Here is a 23,561-nt window from a genome sequence, read left to right on the forward strand (position 1 = left end):
GCTGGCGGTGACAGCGCGAGACAGAGAACTCCCGAGAGGGTTCACCGACCCAGCCTCGATAACTCGAGACTGATGCGGTCTGTCGGCATCTGAACTGGTGGTGGTGTTTCCGCTCGAGCGCTCACCGGCAACAACGGCGGTTACCGTTCGAGCGCTCACCTGCGGTGCACCGATCTATCTGAACCACACTCGAGACTGCCGGGAGGACCGGTTCGGATTGTAGAATCGGTGCTACTCGGAGAGGGCCGTTGCTCGAAGGACGAGAAATAATGGAAGGTTTTCAGGGTCAGTTCTCGAATTCGACAGTCTCCTGCACTTCGATGTCGCCGTCCTGGTAGCGCATGATGTCGTAGGAAACGGCCTGCATGTCACCGTTGTCGTCGAAGTCGACGGCCGATGAGGCGCCCTGGTAGTTGATGTCATCGCCATCAGCAGCCATTTCGATTCCCTCGATGAGGTTCGTCGCGTCGACTGCCTCTCCGTTTGGATTAGCAACGTCGCGAATGGTGTCTCGGATTTCGGTTCCGGTAGCGTCGCCACCGTTTGCGGCCGAAGCCAGGCAGATGACTGCTGCTGCGTCGTAGGCGTGACTGTTGAACACACCCGGTGCGCTATCGAACTCGTCTTCGTACAGACTCGCGAACTCGTCGGCTCCGGGACCTGCTGCACTCGGTGCCGTTCCCCAGACGTCGTTCATCGGGTTGCCGACTTCGTCCGGAAGCGTGTCGTCGATGAGACCGTCGGGGACGATCACGCTGCCGTCCCAGTCGTCGGCGTAGTTGTCGTAGTAATCACGGAACAGCGTGATACCCGACTGTGGGAAGCCAACGACCATCAGCACGTCGGGATCGGCATCGAGTGCCGACCCGAGTTGTGACGCATACGAGGCCTGCTCGGGTTCGAAGGAGACGCGGTCGGTTGCCTCCCCACCGGCCTCTTCGAAGGCGTCGACGTACGACTCCTCGAGTGCCTGTCCGTAATCGTCGTTGAGGTACAGGGTTCCGGTTGTCTGCGCATCGAGGTTATCCATGACGACTTCCGCAATGACTGGCCCCTGGAGGGCGTCACTGGGCGCCGTCCGGAACGTGTAGCCGTCGTCGTCGAGATCGGTCACTGCCGGGGACGTCGATGCTGGCGAAATACTCACCACCTGGTTCGGGATGAACGCCTGACGCGTTACCTGCAACGTCACGTTCGAGGCTGCAGCGCCGACCACGGCTGGATAGCCGTCGTCAACGAGCCCCTGAGCAGCGGAGATCCCCGCTTCTGGGTCGGTTTCTGTGTCCGCGGTCTGGACATTGAACGAGAAATCGACCTCGTCTTCTAACTGCCGTTCGACGAGCACCGCGCCGTCTCGAATCGCCGGGCCGAGGCTGCCGAGGTCCCCAGTTTCCGGCATCAAGGTCGCGTAAGCGATTTCGCCACCGTCGCCGCCCCCGCCGATGTCGCCGAGGCAACCTGCCAGACCAACTGCGCTGGCACCACCAACTGTCGTAAGCACCTGTCTACGGTTGAACTTCCGTACCATGGTTTACGATGTCGTGGGTGATATAAAGAGTTTGTGTGTGTTTGACGAGCTTACTATCCATCCACGAATTGTGTGATGTGACCATCCCCCAGTGTATCCCAGAACGTTTTTCCTATCGCTCGTCCTTGCCTCGGGCAATGACCACAGCCCGGAGGATGGCACAATGACGATGGAAGATCGGATCGAAGAACTCGAGGCAATGCGCGAAGAGGCATTGCTCGGCGGTGGCGAAGAACGGATCGAGCGCCAGCACGAGAAAGGGAAGATGACCGCTCGAGAGCGTATCGAGTACTTTCTGGACGACGATTCGTTCACCGAGTTCGACCAGCTCCGAACCCACCAGACCAGTGACTTCGGGATGGAAGAGCGCAAGGTTCTGGGTGACGGTGTCGTCACCGGCTACGGCGAGGTCAACGGCAGAACCGTGTTCGTCTTCGCCCACGACTTTACCGTCTTCGGCGGCTCGTTAGGCGAGGTCTTCGCCGAGAAGATCACCAAGGTGATGGACATGGCGATGGAGGTCGGTGCGCCGATTATCGGCCTCAACGACTCGGCGGGAGCTCGGATTCAGGAGGGTGTCAAATCACTCGCCGGGTTCACCGAAATCTTCCAGCGCAACCAGCAAGCCAGCGGCGTCGTTCCCCAGATTTCGGCCATCATGGGTCCGTGTGCCGGTGGTGCCGTCTACTCGCCATCGATCACGGACTTCATCTTCATGGTGAAAGACACCAGCCACATGTACATCACTGGCCCCGGCGTCACCAAAACCGTCACCGGGGAGGAGGTCACCCACGAAGAACTTGGCGGCGCGATGACCCACTCGAGTCAGACCGGTGTCGCCCAGTTCGCCGTCGAATCCGAAGAACAGGCACTCGATGACATCCGACGGCTGCTCTCGTATCTCCCCCAGAACAACGTCGAGGACCCGCCGCGAGTCGAGCCCTGGGACGATCCCAACCGACGTGACGAGGCCCTCGAGTCCATCGTCCCGGACAGTCCACAGAAACCGTACGACATGGTCGATGTCATCGACTCGGTGGTCGACGAGGGCTCGTTCTTCGAGGTTGCCGAAAACTTTGCGAAGAACCTCGTCGTCGGCTTCGGCCGCCTCGACGGTCGGTCGGTCGGTATCGTCGCCAACCAGCCGCGCGTGAACGCGGGAACGCTCACCGTCGATTCCTCGATGAAAGGGTCCCGATTCGTCCGCTTCTGTGATTCATTTAATATTCCAATCGTGACGTTCGTCGACGTTCCGGGCTACATGCCCGGTACCGACCAGGAACACCGGGGAATCATCCGACACGGCGCAAAATTGCTCTACGCGTACGCCGAAGCGACCGTTCCGCTGCTTACGGTCATCACGCGAAAAGCCTACGGCGGGGCCTACTGTGTCATGGCCTCGAAAAACCTCGGCGCGGACGTCAACTACGCCTGGCCGACAGCCGAAATCGCCGTCATGGGGCCACAGGGTGCAGTCAACATCCTCTACCGAAAGGAACTCGAGGAAGCTGACGATCCCGATTCCCTCCGGGACGAGCTCATAGAGGAGTACCGCGAGCAGTTCGCCAACCCCTACACCGCGACCGACAAAGGCTTCCTCGACGACGTTATCCTGCCGACAGAAACCCGTCCACGCCTGATCGCCGACCTCGAGATGCTCGAGACCAAACGCGAGGATGCCCCCGACAAGAAACACGGCAACATCCCGCTCTGATGACCGACCACGAGCACCCAACGGGGGCCGACCCCGGAACGATCGACGATCCGAATCCGCTGGGAGAGGTCCTGCCGGCAGACGTCGCCCTGGATCTGCCCGACGATGCGAGTACCGAAGAGGCCGCGGCCATCATCGCAGCTATCGGTGCCCACCTCACCGATCTCGAGCAGGCCGCGGCCGCCACTGCCGAGGAGGAAACCTGGGACGGGAAACGATGGGCCTACGCCGGCCGACTCAGGGCCCAGCGTGGACACGCCGCACGCGTCCCGAAACGCGCCCCCACGAATCCCTGGTTGGCGGCGTCTCGAGCAGATCGGTTCTGACTCCAGTGTTGTCCTCGAGCGGACCAGTTCTGACTCCAGTGTTGTCCTCGAGCAGTCCAGTTTTGCGCTCTGGTCGGTACCACATCTCGATCACATACTACATAGTTGCTATTAAATTGCTATTGTATCGCAACCGAACCCATAGTCCCCTGGGAAATCTCGAGTAGCGGTCCATCGTGTGGAGACCACCAACTCGAGGATGTGACCACATCCCGGGCTCAGATCACTGGAGAGGCTGTAGTGACGGCAACAAACACTCGAGAACGGATCGACAACAGAATATGCAACGATGGTTCGTCGTCCCTTGCAAGCGGATTGTGATATATCGTCAACTGGCAAATATAGCGCAGTTTACGGTATCAGTTGCGAAAAAGTAAGGTAGTGGCTATTCGACTGTTCAGACACGAATGTTCAGGAAGGTTCTGGTGGCCAACCGTGGCGAGATCGCCGTCAGGGTAATGCGAGCGTGTGAGGAATTGAACGTCGGAACCGTCGCCGTCTACTCCGAAGCGGACAAACACGGCGGCCACGTCCGGTACGCCGACGAAGCATACAATATCGGGCCAGCACGCGCGGCCGAATCCTACCTCGACCACGAGGCCGTTATCGAGGCCGCGCGGAAAGCCGACGCCGACGCGATTCATCCTGGCTACGGCTTCCTCGCCGAGAACGCCGAGTTCGCGCGGAAAGTCGAGGCAGCCGAGGGCATCACCTGGATCGGGCCCTCGAGCGACTCGATGGAAGCCCTGGGCGAGAAGACGAAAGCCCGGACGATCATGAACGACGCCGATGTCCCAATCGTCCCCGGGACGACCGAACCCGTCACCGACCCCGAAGAGGTGTACGCGTTCGGTGACGAACACGGCTACCCCATCGCGATCAAAGCCGAAGGTGGCGGTGGCGGCCGCGGCATGAAAGTCGTCGAAGACGAGAGCGAGGTCGAATCCCAACTCGAGAGCGCCCAGCGAGAAGGCGAGGCCTACTTCGGGAACGACTCGGTGTATCTCGAGCGCTACCTCGAGAACCCACGCCACATCGAAGTCCAGATCATCGCCGACGAACACGGTAATGTACGCCATCTGGGAGAGCGTGACTGTTCACTCCAGCGCCGACACCAGAAAGTGATCGAGGAAGGCCCATCGCCGGCCCTCTCGGACGAACTCCGCGAACAGATCGGTGCGTCCGCCCGACGCGGTGTCGCCGCCGCCGACTACGTCAACGCCGGCACCGTCGAGTTCCTCGTCGAAGAGGAACCCGGCCGGGAGGGCGTTCTCGGTCCCGACGCGAACTTCTACTTCCTCGAGGTCAACACCCGCATTCAGGTCGAACACTGTGTAACCGAAGAGATTACCGGGATCGACATCGTCAAACGACAGATTCGGGTCGCCGATGGGGAGGAACTCGATTTCGAACAGGACGACGTCGAAATCGACGGCCACGCCATCGAGTTCCGCATCAACGCCGAAAACGCCGCCAAGGACTTCCAGCCGGCCACGGGCGGCACGCTGACGACGTACAACCCACCGGGCGGCGTGGGTGTCCGCCTCGACGATGCGCTCCGCCAGGGTGACGAACTCGTCACCGATTACGACTCGATGATCGCGAAACTCATCGTCTGGGGCGAAGACCGTGACGAGTGTATCGAACGCTCACTACGCGCCCTACGAGAGTACGAAATCGAGGGCATCACCACCATCGTCCCGTTCCACCGACTGATGCTCACCGACGAGACGTTCGTCGAGGGTCGCCACACCACCAAGTATCTCGACGAAGAAATCGACCGCAGCCGCTTCGAGCAGGCCCAGAAACAGTGGGGCGACGACAGCGAGAGCGCCACCGAAGACGAAGAAGTCGTCGAACGCGAGTTCACCGTCGAAGTAAACGGCAAACGCTTCGACGTCAACCTCGAGCAACGCGGCGGGTTCGTCCCGGCCGGCGGGAACAACCCCAGCGAAAGCGCAAGCCCGCCACAGCCGGCCGGTGGCTCGAGCGAGGCTGAAGCTGAGATTCAGGGCGATGGCGAACGTGTCGACGCCGAAATGCAAGGCACTATCCTGTCTGTCGAGGTCGGTGAAGGCGACGAAGTCGCCGCCGGCGACGTGGTCGTCGTCCTTGAGGCGATGAAGATGGAGAACGATATCGTCGCCTCGGCTGGCGGCACCGTCGCACAGGTCGCCGTCGAAGAAGGACAAAGCGTCGACATGGGCGATACGCTGGTCGTCCTCGAGTAAGGGGGTCTCCCGTCGTCTTTTTCAAGTGGTCGCCAAACGGGATGGCACGCTCCCGTCAGCACCCGTCTATGCCGGTGTGAAAATGGAGGCTATCAGGCGTCCTGGTCGATATCGAACCGCTCGATAAACCCGTCGACGTTCGGGATGAACGGGTCGATTTCTTCGTAGCGAACGGAGCCCAGTTCGGTGCCGTTAATCGTTTTGAAGTGACTGTATAGGTCATCCGTTTTGATGGCCGTCGTAACCATTCCCTTCGAGAGTTGCATGTTGTACTGGCCGGCAACCAGAATCGCGGTTTTCGACTCGGGGTCCATCAATTCGGTCACCAGAAACACGAAGCCATCGACGTCGTTCCGATACGCTTCCCATCGGGTAAACGTATCCGGGTCGAATGCCTCACTGAACGCATCAGCGTGGTTGTCCGGGATTACGTGGACGAGGCCGTAATAATCGTCCTCGCCGTCTTCCCGACCGACCGGTGACGTATGCACCGAGGGCATCGTGATGACCTCCCAGCCGTCTTCGCGACGCTCCTCGGCAATGGCTTCCATGTCCTGATTCGTCCGCTTCCAGGCCTCTTTCACTGCCGGTGTTCGGGCGCGAAGCCCGACAGAATCGTCATCGCGTTTGGACATATCCTCTAGTCACGTAGGGATTCGGATAATGGTTTCGAGTGTGTCAGCACGAGTGGTTCCTTTTCAAGCGACCTGAAATTTCAGCAGAACGCTCGGGATAGATCACGGCGCGCTCGAGACACAGGAAACTCGATCCAGTACCCACACCCTGGTTACCCCACTCGGTGTGGCGGCCTCCCCGGCCATCAGACCCCGACACCCAACACGGTTTCGAGCAAATACGAGGTCAAGAGGACACCGACACTGCTCCAAAAGAGTTTGCCCGGAGGTGAAATTGTGTACATCGGCGGTGGTGGGGTAATCCAGCGAAACGGTGGCAGTGTCCGCACCAAACGCTGGAACGTCGTTTGGTCCGGTTCGGCCCCAATCGCCCTACCCGCTTCCGTGCCAACCGTTCCCGACTGTGTTCGCTCGAGTTCCTCCGGCGAAGACGGCCAGAGCCGAATCGTTGCATAGGCCATAAGCACAAATCCGAGCAAGAATAGGCCGATTTTCGCCCCTTCGAAGCCGCCGCCAACTGCCAGGCTAATGGCGGTAACGAAGAACGTCGAAACCAATACCACACCGGTCACGTACGCAAGCGTATCCGCACAAACGAGTGCTGCGACACGGATTCGGGCAAGCCGGGGCGAAGAATATGATGCCATGCCGGTTCGAAAGAATCCTTAGCGATGTCGTCGGTCGATAACCGCTCGAGGGGTGTCGTGTCCGGGTTCGTGCCGGTGACACAGGCTGACTCGACCGTCGTCGCCAACCGGATGATACGCCGGAATATCCGTGTCACAGACGCTGCCGAACTCTTCGTCGAGCAACTCGAGGGCGCTTTCCTCGTCCTTTGCCCGGACGTCATCTGCAACCTGCTCGAGCGCCGGTTGAATCGACTCGGGGATTTCGATGTCGCCGAACAGTTCGTCGTAAATCTCGTCGATGGAACCGAATCGACTCTCTCGACCGAGAAGCGACTTGAGACGGTCGCTGATACCCCGTTCGGCCCGTTTGCGTTCCCGGACGATCTCTCGAAGGAGGTCAAGTTGCGTCCAGAGGGTATCGTCGAGGTTCTCATACTCATCCGGCCGGATTCGCGCCGGACATCTGGTGCTGAACGGACAGCCACTTGGCGGATCTCGCGGGTTCGGCGGCGTTCCCTGCAAGGTAATTCGCTCCCTGTGCGCAGTCGGGTCCGGCTCCGGAATCGCCGACAGCAATGCGTGCGTGTAGGGATTGGCCGGATCGGTAAACAGCTCCTCCGTCGGCCCGATCTCCATGATGTTACCGAGGTACATCACCGCAACCCGGTCACAGATGTGCCGGACAACCGAGAGGTCGTGCGCGATGAACAGGTATGTCAGGCCGAACTCGTCTTGCAGGTCCTCGAGCAAATTGATTACTTCGGCTTGTACCGACACGTCCAGTGCACTCACGGGCTCGTCGAGGACGATAAACTCCGGTTCCAGCGTCAGCGTCCGAGCGATGCCGATTCGCTGGCGCTGTCCACCGGAGAACTGGTGTGGGTACCGGTAGTAGTGTTCCCGTTGCAGACCGACTTTCTCGAGCAGTTCGCGAACCCGCTGTTGACGCTCTCTGGGCGTCTTCCAGTCGTGAACGTCGAGCGGTTCGCGGACGATTTCACCGACCGTCATCCGGTCGTTGAGACTCGAGTCCGGGTCCTGGAAGACGATCTGTGCGTCTCGACGCCAGGCTTTGAGTTCGGGGCCACTCAGCGTCGTGATGTCGGTTCCATCGAAGTGGATCTCGCCGCCCGTCGCTTCCTCGAGTTGCACGAGGGTACGACCGAGCGTCGTTTTCCCACAGCCAGATTCGCCGACGAGGCCGAGCGTCTCGCCGCGTTTAATTTCGAACGAGACGCCGTCGACTGCTTTGACAGGGTTTCCGCCAAACAGTTTTCCTTCGTCGTAATAGGTGCGAAGGTCAGACACCTCGACCATCACGTCGTCTCGTTCGTCCGTCACTTCTTCTTCGGACTGTAACGTTCGTTGACTCATCAGTGCTCACCCTCCGTAGACTCCGATTCGGAATGGCGTTCGATTCGATCGAGTTCCGATACGTCTTCTGGATACAGGAGACATGCCGCCGTATGATCGTCCACACCCGATTCGACCGGAACCGATACTGGGTGAACGGAGTCACACGATTCGAACGCTTTCGGACACCGTGGTGCAAACCGACAGAACGTCGGTGGCTCGTTCGGCGTCGGGACGTTCCCTTCAATCGTTTGCAATCGGTCGCCCTCTTGTCGACCCGGAATGGACTGTAACAGGCCTTCAGTGTAGGGGTGTTTCGGATTGGCAAACAGCGTGTTGACTTCGGCCGTTTCGACCGTTTCACCGGCGTACATCACGTTCACTCGGTCTGCAACTTCGGCAATGACACCCATGTCGTGCGTGATGAACATGATCGCCAGGTCGCGCTCTTCTTGTAGCTCATCGAGCAACTCGAGAATCTGCGCCTGAATGGTCACGTCGAGTGCGGTCGTCGGCTCGTCACAGATCAACACTTCCGGGTCACAGGCCAGCGCCATCGCGATGACCGCACGCTGGCGCATGCCACCGGAGAACTGGTGTGGGTACTCCGCGACACGTCGTCGCGAGTCCGGGATGCCAACCGCCTCGAGCAGCGAAATCGCTTCTTTCGTTGCGGCCTTTCCGCGAAGTCCCTGGTGAAGACGCAGGGCTTCTTTGATCTGATTACCAACCGTGTAGACCGGGTTGAGACTCGTCAACGGGTCCTGGAACACCATCGCTATTTTGCCACCGCGCATGGCCCGCTGGGGTTTCCCCTCGAGACGGGTAATTTCGATGAATCCCTCGACAATCTCGCCGGACGACTGTTCGGTGATGAACACACAGTCGTCGCTGCCGGTCAATCCGAGTTGGTCACCGTAGCCTGTGGCAAGCAGGTCCGCAATCGTCATCGACTCGACTGACTCGTGGCCCAACTGGGCTGGCGTGACGTCGATGCCCGGTCGCTCGAGTAGCGATCGAACGTCGTGTTCTGCCTCGAGCTCGCTGACGTCGACAGTTCGCCCTGAGAACTTGTTGGCAAACTCTCGAACCGTTTCGAGGTGGGTGAAACGAATGCTGCTGCCTGGGAGGACGACACCGGGATTGTCGACCAGTCCCATCATCGAACGTGCGGTGACGCTCTTCCCAGACCCACTTTCACCGACGATCCCGACGGTTTCACCGGGCGTCAGGTCGAACGAGACGCCATCGACGGCGCGAATAACCTCCTTGTCGGTGTAAAACGCCGTCTGGAGGTTTCGAACTTCGACGATCGGATCGGTGTCGCCACGGGTTGCCTGTGGTGGAGATTCCATCGACATTATCCACCACCTCCCGTGGCAGCGGCCGTTGTTCCAGCATCGCCCGACTCACTTTCGGGATCCATAGCGTCCCGAATGCCGTCACCGAGTGCGTTGAATCCGGTGACGACGAGGACGATCAGGATGCCAGGGACGGTTGCGATATGCCAGGAGCTCGTCGAAACGTACGACCGGCCGTCACTGACCATCCGCCCCCATTCGGGGGTCGGCGGGTTGATCCCCAGGCCGAGGAACGACAGGGCAGCGGTCGTGATGATCACACCACCGAGCAACAGCGATGCGTAGATCATGATGTAGCTCAGGATGTACGGAGCCATGTGTTTGCGCATCGTCTTCATCGGCGTCTGGCCGTAGCTTTTTGCCGCATCGACCCACTCCTGTTCTGCGACCTGGAGCGAGGGGCCACGTATCGCCCGCCAGAGCCCCGGCCAGTACAGCGCCCCGAAAATTAACGCGAGCAGTAACCCTCCGCTATAGATATCGGCCAGTGGATGGTTCCCCTGTTGGAAAACCACGGAGAGCAACAACACCATCAGGAAGACAGGAACGGAGATGATTGTGTCACTCACCACAATTGTCGCGATGTCGATAGTACCTTTGTAGTACGCCGTGATCAGCGACATCATCAGTGCAATCGAGGTAGCGATACCGATACCGATCAGCCCGATCATGAGCGACGTACGCGCTCCGAACGCGAGGAACGTAAAGAGGTCCTTCCCGTCGGGGTTCGTTCCTAATGGCGCCCACCGATCGTAATCATCGTAGCTCATAATCCCAACCGTGCTGTCACCACCCTGAGACCGGCTCTGAATGTTTGCAGTCCCGTGCGCTATCGATTCGACTTCCCCGTCGTCAGTGAGATATTCGAATTCGTTCTGATAGGGGCTGTAGAGATTCGCCTCCGCGTTTGCCGCACCGAGAGCCGGTGCCCACAGCGCGAGAACGACGAACCCGAAGACGACGATAAGCCCGAAGATGCCCCAGTAGTGGGTTCGGAACCGGTTAATCCAGTCGTCTCGAGGCGTCCAATCTGCTCCGCGGTAGTGTTCACGGTAGGTCGTATAGCCCTTCCAGAGCCAGACGAGCGCGGCGAATGCGTACGCGTAAATGACGAGGACGCGGATCGCCCAGGCAACTGCTGGCGAAAGTCCGAGGAAGGTTCCTTCCCAACCACCATCCGGCGATCGGTGACCTTCGTTTGAGATCAGTTCTCGGTCACTGAGCGTCCAGCCGTTTGCGACCCACTCGAGGGCGTTCGTCAGGCTGGCAACTGCCGCTTCGAGGGCACCACCAAGCGGCGTCACCAAGACCAGAGCAGCACCGACACCGAGGCCTGCAGCGATCACGAGTCGCTCGAGCAGGTTCTCGCTGAGCGCGTCCGGGCCGACCCGTCTAGCATCGAGCCCGATTTTCTTCGAGACCGAAAACGGGACGAACAGCGGTTTGACCAGGAAGGCAGCAGCGATCAATACTAAGGCAGCCGTTACGCTGAATCCGACCGCTCCGCCAATTTGACCGAGGCCGCCTGAAACGCTGCTTAACCCGTCAGCGACGTTATCAGCGACCCACCACGGAACCGATGGAACGGCCCCGAGGACCATTCGTACGGCCCCGCCAGCGGCAAGTATCCAGCCGACGATTCGACCGAGCTCGAGGAGGATCAACAGCGCCAGTCCCGCCACCCAGATGAGTGCCGGTCGTGGGTTCGCCGCGATTCGTTCTCGAAGCGTCAAGACAGTGTCTGACTCATTAGATGACATGCTCATTGTTCGTACCCCACACGTGGATCGAGGATCGTGTACAGGAAGTCCTGTAGAATGTTCAACGAGATCGTTATCAGTGTGAAGATGAATATCAGTGCGCCTGCCAGCGGCAGGTCACCCTGGGTCGCTGAGATGAAGAACAGTCGGCCGAGACCATTAATCCCGAAGATGACCTCGACGATGACTGACCCACCGAGCAACAACAACGCCTCGTTCGTGATGATCGGGACGAGCGGAATCAGGGCGTTGCGGAAAACGTGTTTCCACAGAATAACGCGTCCGGAGAGCCCTTTCGCTTTGGCCGTCTCGACGTAGTTCGAGTTGATCGTCTCGAGGATGGCCGTCCGTCCGATTCGGAGTTCACTCGCCATCGATGCGGAACCGAGAACGATAGCAGCGGGTAAGATGACTTTGATTGCCACGGCAAGCGTTCCGCCGTCGAAATAGAAGCCACTGGGCATCGGGACCATGCCGAGTGATTGCCACTCTTCGAATCCGATGAAATTCAGTGGTGGCGTCCCGATGAGACTCCGGACTTCTGGGCCAATCGTGTACCAGTCGAAGCCGAGAAAGCCCCCACCTTGTGTTCGGCGCAAGACGGCGAGCAACATAATTGCCAGCCAGAAGTTAGGCATTGCGAGCCAGACGATACCCGAGAAGGAGGCGATGTAGTCTCCCCAGCTGTTCGGGTTGAGTCCGGCGTAAAACCCGAGGGGGATGCCGATGAACAGCGGCAACAACACCGCCCAGAATCCAAGCCAGATGGTTCGTGGCGCGAAAATGGCGATGAGTGCGTTTACACTTCGGCCGGACTGAATAACGTACGACTGGCCAAAGTTGAACGTGATCAGATCGACCATGTAATCGATATACTGGCGCCATAGCGGCTCATTGAGCCCCATATTTTCTCGTATCTGTTCGGCTTGCGCCCCACTGGCTTCCGGTCCAAGCATCGCTGCAACCGGATCGAGCGGCCCCATCCTGAGGATAACGAAGATGAGCGTCATCACCAGGAACAGAATCGGGATCGACAGCAGGACTCGCTGGAAGAAGTATCGCCAGCGGCTCATAGCGCATCACGTGTGGTCCACGCGGTAAACATGTGTAGTACTAAGCTCTCGGTATGCATTCGAGGGTAATAGGTGTCATGATTTTCCGCAACCGGGGTTATTAAGCGTCGTCAAAACGGCGACGGAAAAAGCGCTCCGTCACTCCGCCGTCAGTTCGGCGTTATTCCTCTTCAGCTTCCCAGTCGAGGTAGTAGCCGTCTGCCTCTTCGGGGATCAGGTCCGTGTTGGTGTTGGCGGGTTCGAAGCCAAACAGGCCGTATGCGGGGTCGGCCCAGCTCCAGATCCAGCCCAGCGAGTAAAACGCCAGGTCACCGTCTTCACCACGGCTGATCAGCGTGCTGAACTCTGCCTCCTCGAGCGAGAGGTCGATGCCGGTGCCGTCGAGTTTGTCACGCGTGTTTCGACCGAACTGCTGGAACGTCTCGTCCGCGTAGGTCGTCAGCGTCATCTCGAACGGATCGTCTTCGGTGTAGCCGGCGTCGGCGAGCACTTCCTGTGCCGATGCCAGGTCCGTCTCGTTTGGCGAGTACGGCCAGTCGTCGACGAACTCCTGGTAGCCCTCGGCGCCCGTGGGCCAGATACCCGGCGGCGTGAAGCTGAACGCACTTTCGCCACGTCCCTGGAAGATCAGGTTGATCAGTTCTTCGTGGTCAGTGACGTACGCCACTGCCTGACGGACCGGCTTTGGCGTCTGACTCGCGTTGAACGCGACGTAGAACGTGCTGAGTTCGGCGACACCGAGGTAGTTGACCGTGTCTCCGTTCTCGAGCGGTCCGTACGTTCCGAAGTCACGGTTGAGGTCGTCCGGTTCGGCATCGATGTTGTCCTGTTCGTACTGCGAGGTCGGAATGCCGAAGATGTCGGCGTTACGCTCGTTAATGTACGTCCAGATGGCGTCGTCGTCTTCGAGGATCTGCCAGTGGATGGACTCGAGGTTCGCGGGGTCGTCGTGGTAGTCGTCGAAGCGCGTGACGCGGGCTTCCGTCCCTGGGTCCCAGACGTCGAACTCGAACGGACCGGTACCGTTCATCACTTCGGTTGCGAACTCTTCCTGGGTGACTTCGCCATCGTAGCCTTCGATGTCGTCGACGAAGCCTTCGGGAACTGGACCGAAGGAGTCGTAGGTGAGGATGTCGAGCGCTGCGGCTTCGACCTCTGCGAGCGTCATCTCGAACGTCCGGTCGTCGATGACTTCGACACCGATGGAGTCCGGCACGACGTTGCCCTCCTCGTCGGTCTCGTGGTCGATACCGAGGAAACCGGAGCCGAGGATGAAGTTGGCACGCTGGCTGTGTTCTGACTCTGCAAGGCGCCGCCAGGCGTACTTGAAGTCGTCAGCGGTGAGTTCCTCGCCACCGTGGTAGGTTGCCTCTTTGATCGTGAACGTGTACGTCAGGAGGTCGTCGGAGATGTCGACCTCTTCGAGCAACTGGTTCTCGAGTTCGGCAACGCCGTCGGGGTAGTCGACCAGGTTCTCGTAGACCTGATTGATGATGACAGCGGACGCGGTGTCAGTCGACTGAATGGGGTCCAGTGACGACACCGTCGAGTTGATGAGGTTCAACTCGGTGGAACCGTCATCGAGCGACGTGTCGTTGTGCTGCTGACGGTGGCCACCGAGGGCACCGGTCCGTTCGACGTCGACGTGGTCGTACCAGAACCGCTCGTTGAGGTTGTGGTACAACGGCATGAGGATCATGTCGTCACGGACGGCCTCTTCCATCTCGACGTAGGCCTGGTTACGCAGGTCTTCGTCTTCCGGGCCAGGGTTCGCTACGATGCGGTCCCAGGCATCTTGGGCTTTCTGGACGTTCGAAATCTCGTCCTCGCCGTTACCGTTACCGTTACCGTTACCTTCACCATTTCCGTCGTCGTCGCCGTTCCCGTCGTCGTCCCCGTCGCCACCGAAGCACCCTGCCACTGCCGCCGTGGCTGCACCGGCGCTCGTCGCTTTGAGGAATGATCGTCGGGATACACCTGATTTATTTGGCATCTCACATGGCAAAAATCTCTCGAGTTGTATAAATTTTGCCTTTGGTATCGGCAGACATTCGCTTGGTTTGACCTATCACCCTTAATTTCACGTTAAACGTACTCGACTTCGAGTGAATTGTGTGCCAGTATCGCCAGTTTTCGACGCGCGCCCCGAAGAAATCCGTGAAAAACGAGTAACTCACGAAGGTACGCGTTCCTGATACCGGTTTCACGACACCATTTCACTCCAAAAGAAGCGGCTCCCCCCGAACACTCGATATAGTGTAATTTCGTCGCGTCAAAACGGTTCGCTGATAGCGCGTTCACAGCCGTTCGTTCAGACCAGCGACCGGGTTACTACGCCGGTCTACGTCGAGCCCTCAGCACCCCGAACGACGAACACCGGAACCGGTGATCGGTCGACCACACGCTCGGAAACACTCCCCATCGTAATCTGTTTCTCACGCGGACTCTTGCCGTGGGTGCCGATGACGATCAGATCGATATCGGACTCCGAAGCATACTCGAGGATCGCCTTCGCTGGCGTTCCTCGCTCGACGGACTCGACCGTCTCCAGTCCGGCCTCGCTGGCCCGTGCAGCGACGGCAGCCGTCGCGCTCGACGCGCCATCCTCGAGTTGTGATGTTATTTTCTCACGTGTCTCGCCCGTCGCGGCCTGCACGATTCGTGTATCGACCACCGATATCGCGTGAACCGTGGCGTCGTTATCTCTGGCAATGGGCAGGGCGTGTTCAATCGTCCGCTCGACGGTGTCGCTGCCATCTGTCGGAAGAAGAATATTGTCGTACATGATTTTGCCTCCTCCTCAATCCACTCGAGGAGCCATGAGGAAGGTTTCGGTCGTTCCTGTCACTCGAGAACACACCGCCGCCGTTGGCTCGAGAGCGAAGGCGTTCGTCCCACGAACGGATCGCCGCTTCCTGCCCCTTTTTCATCCGTTCCCCAGAACTACCGTGTGATGAGCGATCAGACCCAGATCGACCTCGATTTCGTCCAGCTTGGCCGAACCGGTATCCACACCAGTAAACTCCAGTTTGGCACCTGGCGATTCGGTCGAACGACCGAAGAAGGCACCCTCGAGATCAGTGAAGAGCGCGGCCACGAATTGCTCGACACCTACGCCGACGCCGGCGGCCGATACATCGACACCGCAGACGTTTACGGCGGTGGCGAGAGCGAACGGTGGATCGGCGACTGGCTCGACGACCGCGACCGCGAACGGTACACGATCGCCTCGAAACTCTACTGGCAGATCCGTGACGGCGACCCAAACAGTCGAGGCACCAATCGGAAAAACGTCCGCCACCGCGTCGACGCCATCCTCGACCGGCTCGATACCGACTACCTCGACGTCCTCTACATCCACCGCTGGGACGACGCGACGCCCACGCGAGAAATGATGAAAACCCTCAACGGGGTCGTCGAATCCGGGAAGGTCCACTATCTGGGCGCCTCGACGATGCGCCCGAATGCGTGGAAGGTCGCCCGGGCGAACGCCATCGCCGACGCACACGGCTGGGAATCCTTTACGGTCCTGCAACCACGGTACAACCTGGTCGACCGCGAAATCGAGGGGGACTACCTCGAGTTCGCCCGACAGCGCAATCTGGCGGTCTGTCCCTGGAGTCCCCTCGGGCAGGGCTTTTTGACCGGCAAGTACACTCGAGACGAGGATCTCCCCGACGATTCGAAAGTAGCCGAGTCGAGTCGGTTCAGAGACGCGTACCTCACCGAGGCGAACTTCGATCTGCACGACGAACTCGACGCCGTCGCTGCGGAAGTCGATGCCACACCGGCGCAGGTCGCCCTCGCCTGGCTCTGTCATCGTGACGGCGTTACCGCACCAATCGTCGGCGCGCGTACGGTGGACCAGCTCGAGGAGAACCTGGCAGCCGCGGCCATCGAACTCAGCCCCGAACAGGTCGACCGGTTGACCGCAGCGAAAGCTGGCCCGTACGACGGCCTGTAGCCACCCCTCCGAATTGGCACAGTTCACGAGGACCCACCAGCGACGACCGCTCGCCGTCGCTCGAGTCACCATACAGACCAGTTTGAGGGTCTCTCGAGTGTGCTTTTCAGGCGGACTCGAAAAGGTGTTGTTCTGTTAACATTATCGCATAGTATTTAACCGTCTCGAGCGAGTTTCTCTACTCGTTCATGAAACGCCCGCCTCGACAAAAAGCGCGCACGGAGACGACATCGACGGAGGAAACCGAGACAGAGGAGGGCCGGACCTGTCCGGAGTGTAACTCTAGTTCACTACGCCAAAGTGCAGACGGCAGCGAGGTCAGCTGTGAAGACTGTGGCTTGATCCTCGAGGAAGAAACTATCGACCGGGGGCCCGAATGGCGGGCATTCAACGCCTCCGAACGCGATAGTAAATCCCGCGTCGGTGCGCCGACGACCCAGACGATGCACGACAAGGGGCTGACGACGACCATCGACTGGAAGAACAAAGACGCCTACGGCCGGTCGCTCTCCTCCGAAAAACGCAGTCAGATGAATCGGTTGCGCAAGTGGCAAGAACGAATCCGAACCAAAGACGCCGGCGAACGCAACCTCCAGTTTGCACTCTCCGAAACCGATCGCATGGCCTCCGCGCTGGGCGTTCCGCGTTCGGTCCGGGAAGTCGCGAGCGTCCTCTATCGACGCGCCCTCGAGGAAGACCTCATCCGCGGGCGCTCCATCGAAGGCGTCGCAACGAGTACGCTGTATGCCGCCTGTCGGATGGAAGGCATCCCACGCTCGCTCGACGAAGTATCGGCCGTCTCGCGCGTCGACCGGATGGAAATCGGCCGCACGTATCGGTACATCTCGAAAGAACTCGGCCTCGAGATGCAACCCGTCGACCCGAAGAAGTACGTCCCACGATTCTGTTCGGAACTCGAACTTTCCGAGGAAGTCCAGAACAAGGCCAACGAGATCATCGACACCACCGCCGAGCAGGGGCTGCTCTCCGGAAAATCACCGACCGGGTATGCAGCGGCCGCGATCTATGCTGCCGCCCTGTTGTGTAACGAAAAGAAAACGCAGAACGAAGTCGCCAACGTCGCCCAGGTTACCGAGGTCACGATCCGAAATCGGTACCAAGAACAGATCAGCGCGATGGGTTTCCCGAACTAGAGTCGGGGTCGGCGTTCCTCGAGTTCTTCGCTGGGGCTGCGTCCAACGGTACTGATGACTCTCGAGCCGTTTTACCCTGTAATAGCCGGTGAAAACCGGAGGCTGTGGTATTTTACAGACCCATACCGACAGGATGGCTATGGGAGGTGGATTGGAACCGACCGAGAAGTACGACGGCACCATCAGAGTCAGACTGTTAGAGGATGCTGCGAAGACGACAGAGATTCGCTGTGCCTCATACCACGATGCTATCGGCGTTGTAAAAGACCGCCAGGGTTCAGTGACAGCAGCGAAGATTATCGATCGAGACGATGACGTGGTATTCACCTCCGCAGAGATGGATATCGACGACTGGGCGCGTAAGTGGGAACATGCGAAACGGAGCCTCTCAGTGACCGTCGACGCATACGACTGCCCGTACGACAATATCGCTTGCGTCGCCGATGACCTGTGTGTCCGCTGTAAGATGGACACAGTGCAAAGCCAGTACTGACTCGAGGTTCGTGACGATGGCATCCGAGGGACGGTTGGTTTTGTCGGGAACAACCGGCCAGAAACAGTAGCAACTACGTTGGTGGCCAGAAGCAAGCCGAGGGAGAGACGATACCGAGGTAAACGACTGCGGGCCGGACGACTGGGAAACTCTCGTTGCTTCCTTTACACCTATACTGTCAACAAGGGCACTCGTTGACACCGGTGTTAACATGTACACATTTGACTATTTTATGTGTTAACAGCTATCATATGTATGGCAACACAGCCACCACAAGGTGTTCGTTCGCGATGAACGATCCTGGAATTTCGGCAGCTGAAGAGGGGAGTATCGAACGAAGAGATATACTGAAACTCGTCGGCGGATCGGCGCTTGCAGTCGCACTCGCTGGCTGTACAGAACTCGTGGGTGATGATGACGACGCGACCACCACCAGTGACAACGGGGATATTCCCGACGAGCCGATCGAAGCAGGATTGCAAACGTTTCGGGAAGGTGCACCGGCGGTTCTCGGGTTGCAAGCGGAGTATGGCGCAGAAACGGCTGTCCGACGAATCAATGCAAACGGCGGCGTTGCGGGCCGGCAGATCGAACTCGATATCGTTGAAGAGGGAACCGAACAACTCGAGAATTACCAGCAGTTCGTTGAGGAGGGGAAAGAGGTCACGTTCGGACCAATCTCGAGCGGCGGTCACGAAGCGATGGTCCCCGAAATCGATGACCAGGGCGTGGTCAACGTTGCGACTGACGGAACGGTGACGACGCTGTACGAGGAAGATTACCCAGATACGACGTACTCGTTCCGATTCCAGAACCACGACGTGATGGAGGCACTCTCGGCGGCTATCGAGGCGGTTGAGATCCTTGGCGCGGACAACATCGAGACGTACGCTGGCGTCAATCCAAACTACGCATTCGGCGAAGACGAGATGGCGATTTTCCGTGCAGGAATCGAGCAACTGACGGATGCGGAGGAAGTCTACAACGGGACGCCGGATCTCGGTGCTCCTGACATGTCGACGCACGTCACGAATATCAACAGCGAAGAGCCTGACGTCGTCTTCACGAGCTGTTGGGGCGGCGACGCCACGTTGCTCCTCTCTCAGGGGCAGGCAAACAACATGCTCGACAACACTGAACTCGTCGTCGGCCCCGTTCTGTACGGATCAGCCAACGATTACGAGGAAGGCGACCTCGAGGGCCCAATCTACTCGGGTTCGCGGAACTTCTACTGGGACCAACCCAGCACCGACCAGTGGTCGCCCGCTGCGGACCTGTTCGACGAAGTACAAGATGAGTACGGCGTCATCCCCACGGCCCACTTCATGAGCGGCTACGGTGCGGTTACCGCGTGGGCAACGGCAGCCGACAAGGCAGTCAGACTCCTCGGGCGGTGGCCCGAGCAGGAGGAAATCGCAATGATACTCGAGGAACACGGGTTTTACACGCCGGCGGGCTACCACGTCATGTCCACCGACCACCAGGGCTACTCGAATGCCCACTTCGGCGAAATAGTGTGGTCAGATGAGGTCGGCGGCGCAGTTCTCGAGGATGTCAACGTCTACGCGCCCGAAGAGGTGTCACCACCACCGGGAATGACGTCACTGGACTGGATCGGTAGCTGGTGACCGGAACTAACGGCCTACTCAATATCAGTTTATGATGTTTTCAAGACAACACAACCAAGACCAGCAGGATAGTGGGGTATAAGAACAATGGTCGAATCCCTCGTAGCGCATACGCTCAACGGCCTCTACTACGGGCTAATTCTGTTTATGATCGCCTCTGGAATGACGATCATTTTCGGCGTGCTGGGAATCTTGAACCTCGCCCACGGTGAGTTGTATGCACTCGGAGCGTTTCTCGTGTTCAGTATCGTCGGCTTCTTGACCGGGTTGGTGGCCGAACCGACCGGCCACTTCACGGCAATCATTTTCGCCGTTGTCGTTCTGCTTGGGTCGCTCGCGGCCGCTGCCGTCTTGTTGCCAGTCGGTGCGACCCTCGAAGCGATCTTTGTCAGGCCGATCTACGAACGTGAGGACGTCTATCAGCTCCTATTGACGTATGCGTTGTTGTTGATCTTCATCGATGTGATGAAATTTGGCTGGGGGACGTCCCCGGTCAACACCACCGTGTACAGCACGCTCAACGAGGTCCCGACGACGGAACTGGTCGGCTTCAGTTATCCCTCGTACAACATCATCGTCATCCTCGTCGGTACCGTGGTTTTCGCATGGCTCGTCTGGTTCTTCGACCGAACGAAGACCGGCCGAATCGTTCGCGCGACCGCGATCAACCGAGAGATGTCGACCGCCATTGGCGTCAGCACGGATCGGACGTTCACCCTCGTCTTTGCGATGGGCGCGTTTTTCGCCGGGTTCGGCGGTGCGATGGCCAGTATCGGCCCTGGACCCGCCTTCCTCGAGATGGGGCTTGACCCCCTCGTCCTCTCGTTCGTCATCATCGTGATCGGCGGCCTCGGGAGTCTGAAAGGCGCGTTCGTCGCTGCGATACTGGTCGGCGTCATCAGCCGGTGGACCGTCGGTGTGTTCAACCTGCCCCAGCTAGAGCTGGCAGCACCGTTCATCCTGATGGCAATTATTCTCCTGCTCAAACCCGAGGGTCTCTACGGTACGTGGGGTGAGATCGAATGAGCCGCTTCCTCGTCGAACGCGACGGCAAAACGCACTTTCGGCCTATGAAGGGGCTCGAACTCACCGCTGGGCAAGTAGTGTTAACACTCCTCGGAATCGTTGCGCTCTTTGCCGTGCCCGATATCACCAGCGCCACGGCGCTGTCGTTCTCGATTATTCATCAGGGCATCCTGTTCGGACTCGCTGCAGTCGGTCTGAACTTGCTGTTGCGTCACACCGAACTCGTTTCCTTCGGTCATGCAGCCTTCTTTGGTGCTGGCGCGTACGGGGTTGCCGTACTGTCCTCGCACTACGAGGTCTCGAGTGGCTTCCTGTTGCTCCTCGGTGCCATTGCCGTAGCGACGGTTCTCGCACTCGTAATCGGCTACCTCGTCGCCGGCTACCTCGATATCTACTTTGCACTGTTGACGCTCGCGTTCAATCAGGTGTTGTTCGCGTTCGTTCTCCAGAGCGGATACTTCAACTACAACGACGGCCTCTCGGTCCGGGTCGGCGGTGACCGACCATCGCTGCTCGGAATCGATCAGTGGCTCGTCGCGACGCTCGGCACCGATCCGATTACAGCCTACAACTACACCCTCTATTACCTCACTGTGGTCATCCTCCTCGTCATGCTCGTCGTGACGTGGAAAATCGTCAACTCACCGTTCGGCAGGGCACTCGACGCAATCGGGCAAGATCGAACCCGCGCTCAGTTTATCGGCATTCCCGTCGATCGCTACGTCTGGATCGCGTTCACGCTTTCCGGCATCTATGGCGGGATCGCCGGCGGACTGTTCGCCCTCTTGCAACTGCACGTCCGACCCGAGCCCGTCTTGTTCGTCTTCGTCTCCGGTGAAATCCTGTTCATGGCGATTCTCGGCGGCATCGGAACGCTCGTCGGGCCGATCATCGGCGGCATCGTCCTCATCTATTTGCTCCGACTGGCTCGGTTCTACGTCGAGTACTATCACGCCCTCACGGGTATCGTGTTGTTGCTCGTCGTGTTCGTATTGCCAAAAGGCATGCTGGGGACGCTCCCCGAGATATCGGCTGGACTCGATCGACGCCGTCAGGATCCGACACTGCTTCGCGATGACGTAACCACGATTGGGGCTTCGATCAGGGAGCGATTGTATCGTGCCGTAAGTACCGTCCGAATCATCATATTCGGGGTGAAATAGATGCTCGAAGCACGTAACCTACGCAAAGAGTTCGGAGAACTGCGCGCCACCGACGACGTCTCGCTTCGCTTCGGCGAGACGCCTGGCGAGATGGTGTTCATCGTCGGTCCAAACGGCGCTGGAAAAACGACACTGATCAATCTCCTGACAGGCCTACTCGAGCCCGATCAGGGTTCGGTCGTCATCCACGAGGACGACGGAAACGGCTCGACGACCGAGCGCGATATTACGACGACTGCCCCGGAAAAGCGGGTGAAATCCGGCCTCGTTCGGAGCTTCCAGATCGTCCACGTCTTCGAGGAGATGACGGTTCGGGAGAACCTTCGCGTCGCCGTCCTCTCCCGATACGGCAGAACGCTGAGTATGGGGTCGCTCGACGACGACCACGACGAGGTCGAGGAGACGGTCGACGACCTGCTCGCGCAGTTTCGCCTCGAAGACGTCGCCGAGGAGGTTGCAGAGACGCTCCCACACGGCGACCGCAAACTGCTCGACGTCGCGATGTCGTTCGGTCTCGATCCGACCTACCTGCTGCTCGACGAACCGACATCCGGTGTCGCAACACGAGAGAAAGAGTACGTCATCGAGACCATCGTCCAGGCGAGCGAAGCCGACGACGTGACTACAGTGACGATCGAACACGACATGGATCTCGTCAAGGAGTACGCCGATCGGCTGGTCGTTCTTCACAACGGAAGCGTCTTTCGGGAGGGAGCGCCGGAACTGCTCGAGACCGACTCGGAACTGCGACGGGTACTCCTTGGGGTGGACGAATGACCCAGCCATTACTCGAGATTTCGAATCTCTCTGCCACTGTCGCGGGCTTCGAAGTGACTCACGGTATCGACCTCAGCGTCGAGGAAGGTGAAGCCGTCGCTCTCGTCGGTCGTAACGGCGCCGGAAAAACGTCGACGTTTCGCTCGGTTATGGGACTGACGCCGATCGCAAACGGCTCGATTCGTTTTAAGGGCGAGGAGATGACCGATCTTCGACCGGAACTCATCCCGCGTCGAGGCATTGGATACCAGCCGGAAAACCGCGAACTCTTCACCGGGATGACTGTCGAAGAGAACTTTCGGCTGCCAATCTGGACGTCCGGTGACGCCCGTGGCGTCGAGGACGAGGACGTGATGGTCGAGAGTATCTTCGAGTTGTTCTCGGAGTTGGAGCGACGACGGGACGCCGAAGTGCAGAACTTGAGCGGCGGGCAAGGGAAGATGACAGCCATCGGTCGCGCCCTCGCCCTCAATCCCGACTTACTCATCCTCGACGAACCGCTCGAGGGACTGGCACCGGTCATCGTCGAGAATCTCAAGACGTACATCCACCAGATTATCGACCGCGGTATTTCGGTACTGATAGCGGAATCGAACGCGAGTCACGTTCCCGAAATCGTCGACCGAATGTACGTCATGGAGCGCGGAGAGATCGTCGATAGCGGCGATCCGGACGTCCTCATGGAGGACGAGAAGATACAGATGTTGATGCAAGGTGGTGGCGAGTGACGAACACGCGTTCTCGGA

21 protein-coding genes are annotated in these 23,561 nt (G+C 59.1%); 12 read left to right on the forward strand and 9 right to left on the reverse strand.

Annotation, left to right across the window (positions count from 1 at the left end):
• Nucleotides 1–286: 286 nt before the first annotated feature.
• Nucleotides 287–1,528: an ABC transporter substrate-binding protein gene (locus tag NLK60_RS06160; RefSeq protein ID WP_254810009.1), complete on the reverse strand. Its 1,242-nt coding sequence runs from the start codon at nucleotides 1,526–1,528 to the stop codon at nucleotides 287–289.
• A gap of 169 nt (nucleotides 1,529–1,697) precedes the next feature.
• On the opposite strand from NLK60_RS06160, the gene NLK60_RS06165 reads away from it, so the two are divergent.
• The 3 genes from NLK60_RS06165 (at nucleotide 1,698) to NLK60_RS06175 (ending at nucleotide 5,799) form a co-directional block, all read left to right on the forward strand.
• A complete protein-coding gene (locus NLK60_RS06165) occupies nucleotides 1,698–3,242 on the forward strand; it encodes an acyl-CoA carboxylase subunit beta (protein WP_254810439.1) in 1,545 nt (514 codons plus the stop codon).
• A complete protein-coding gene (locus tag NLK60_RS06170) occupies nucleotides 3,242–3,568 on the forward strand; it encodes a DUF8022 family protein (protein ID WP_254810010.1) in 327 nt (108 codons plus the stop codon). Before NLK60_RS06165 ends, NLK60_RS06170 begins: the two co-directional genes overlap by 1 nt.
• 407 nt (nucleotides 3,569–3,975) lie before the next feature.
• A complete protein-coding gene (locus NLK60_RS06175; RefSeq protein WP_254810011.1) occupies nucleotides 3,976–5,799 on the forward strand; it encodes an acetyl-CoA carboxylase biotin carboxylase subunit in 1,824 nt (607 codons plus the stop codon).
• Nucleotides 5,800–5,891: 92 nt separating this feature from the next.
• On the opposite strand, the gene NLK60_RS06180 is transcribed toward NLK60_RS06175, so the two are convergent.
• The 8 genes from NLK60_RS06180 to NLK60_RS06215 form a co-directional block, all read right to left on the reverse strand.
• A complete protein-coding gene (locus NLK60_RS06180; protein WP_254810012.1) occupies nucleotides 5,892–6,434 on the reverse strand; it encodes a DUF7529 family protein in 543 nt (180 codons plus the stop codon).
• A 185-nt stretch (nucleotides 6,435–6,619) separates the two neighbouring features.
• Nucleotides 6,620–7,081 carry a DUF7555 family protein gene (locus tag NLK60_RS06185; protein ID WP_254810013.1) on the reverse strand — a complete coding sequence of 154 codons (462 nt, stop codon included), beginning with the start codon at nucleotides 7,079–7,081 and terminating at the stop codon, nucleotides 6,620–6,622.
• A gap of 18 nt (nucleotides 7,082–7,099) precedes the next feature.
• Nucleotides 7,100–8,437: an ABC transporter ATP-binding protein gene (locus tag NLK60_RS06190; protein WP_254810014.1), complete on the reverse strand. Its 1,338-nt coding sequence runs from the start codon at nucleotides 8,435–8,437 to the stop codon at nucleotides 7,100–7,102.
• Nucleotides 8,437–9,777: an oligopeptide/dipeptide ABC transporter ATP-binding protein gene (locus tag NLK60_RS06195; RefSeq protein WP_254810015.1), complete on the reverse strand. Its 1,341-nt coding sequence runs from the start codon at nucleotides 9,775–9,777 to the stop codon at nucleotides 8,437–8,439. The genes NLK60_RS06190 and NLK60_RS06195 overlap by 1 nt, the downstream gene beginning before the upstream one ends.
• Nucleotides 9,777–11,537: an ABC transporter permease gene (locus NLK60_RS06200; protein ID WP_254810440.1), complete on the reverse strand. Its 1,761-nt coding sequence runs from the start codon at nucleotides 11,535–11,537 to the stop codon at nucleotides 9,777–9,779. The genes NLK60_RS06195 and NLK60_RS06200 overlap by 1 nt, the downstream gene beginning before the upstream one ends.
• A gap of 2 nt (nucleotides 11,538–11,539) precedes the next feature.
• Complete coding sequence (locus NLK60_RS06205) at nucleotides 11,540–12,610, reverse strand: ABC transporter permease (protein ID WP_254810016.1); 1,071 nt, start codon at nucleotides 12,608–12,610, stop codon at nucleotides 11,540–11,542.
• 160 nt (nucleotides 12,611–12,770) lie between these two features.
• Nucleotides 12,771–14,603 carry an ABC transporter substrate-binding protein gene (locus NLK60_RS06210; protein ID WP_254810017.1) on the reverse strand — a complete coding sequence of 611 codons (1,833 nt, stop codon included), beginning with the start codon at nucleotides 14,601–14,603 and terminating at the stop codon, nucleotides 12,771–12,773.
• 348 nt (nucleotides 14,604–14,951) lie between these two features.
• On the reverse strand, nucleotides 14,952–15,395 hold the full coding sequence (locus NLK60_RS06215) for a universal stress protein (protein ID WP_254810018.1): 444 nt from the start codon (nucleotides 15,393–15,395) through the stop codon (nucleotides 14,952–14,954).
• Nucleotides 15,396–15,429: 34 nt separating this feature from the next.
• Here NLK60_RS06215 and NLK60_RS19495 point away from each other — a divergent pair, with 34 nt between their 5' ends.
• The 9 genes from NLK60_RS19495 (at nucleotide 15,430) to NLK60_RS06255 (ending at nucleotide 23,543) form a co-directional block, all read left to right on the forward strand.
• Nucleotides 15,430–15,564, forward strand: coding sequence for a hypothetical protein (locus NLK60_RS19495; RefSeq protein ID WP_256530395.1), 135 nt, complete (start codon nucleotides 15,430–15,432; stop codon nucleotides 15,562–15,564).
• Entirely contained in the window at nucleotides 15,564–16,574 is a 1,011-nt protein-coding gene (locus NLK60_RS06220; protein ID WP_254810019.1) for an aldo/keto reductase, read from the forward strand. Before NLK60_RS19495 ends, NLK60_RS06220 begins: the two co-directional genes overlap by 1 nt.
• Before the next feature lie 188 nt (nucleotides 16,575–16,762).
• Nucleotides 16,763–17,728: a transcription initiation factor IIB gene (locus NLK60_RS06225; RefSeq protein ID WP_254810020.1), complete on the forward strand. Its 966-nt coding sequence runs from the start codon at nucleotides 16,763–16,765 to the stop codon at nucleotides 17,726–17,728.
• Nucleotides 17,729–17,867: 139 nt separating this feature from the next.
• The gene (locus tag NLK60_RS06230; RefSeq protein ID WP_254810021.1) at nucleotides 17,868–18,221 is read left to right on the forward strand and encodes a hypothetical protein; all 354 of its coding nucleotides are present in this window, start codon (nucleotides 17,868–17,870) and stop codon (nucleotides 18,219–18,221) included.
• A 290-nt stretch (nucleotides 18,222–18,511) separates the two neighbouring features.
• Nucleotides 18,512–19,849: an ABC transporter substrate-binding protein gene (locus NLK60_RS06235; RefSeq protein ID WP_254810022.1), complete on the forward strand. Its 1,338-nt coding sequence runs from the start codon at nucleotides 18,512–18,514 to the stop codon at nucleotides 19,847–19,849.
• Between the two features lie 87 nt (nucleotides 19,850–19,936).
• Entirely contained in the window at nucleotides 19,937–20,875 is a 939-nt protein-coding gene (locus NLK60_RS06240; RefSeq protein ID WP_254810023.1) for a branched-chain amino acid ABC transporter permease, read from the forward strand.
• The gene (locus NLK60_RS06245) at nucleotides 20,872–22,038 is read left to right on the forward strand and encodes a branched-chain amino acid ABC transporter permease (RefSeq protein ID WP_254810024.1); all 1,167 of its coding nucleotides are present in this window, start codon (nucleotides 20,872–20,874) and stop codon (nucleotides 22,036–22,038) included. Before NLK60_RS06240 ends, NLK60_RS06245 begins: the two co-directional genes overlap by 4 nt.
• Nucleotides 22,039–22,815, forward strand: coding sequence for an ABC transporter ATP-binding protein (locus NLK60_RS06250; RefSeq protein WP_254810025.1), 777 nt, complete (start codon nucleotides 22,039–22,041; stop codon nucleotides 22,813–22,815).
• Nucleotides 22,812–23,543: an ABC transporter ATP-binding protein gene (locus NLK60_RS06255; RefSeq protein WP_254810026.1), complete on the forward strand. Its 732-nt coding sequence runs from the start codon at nucleotides 22,812–22,814 to the stop codon at nucleotides 23,541–23,543. The genes NLK60_RS06250 and NLK60_RS06255 overlap by 4 nt, the downstream gene beginning before the upstream one ends.
• Nucleotides 23,544–23,561 lie beyond the last annotated feature (18 nt).

The sequence above is a fragment of the Natronosalvus amylolyticus genome (genome assembly GCF_024298845.1).
GTDB lineage: Archaea > Halobacteriota > Halobacteria > Halobacteriales > Natrialbaceae > Natronosalvus > Natronosalvus amylolyticus.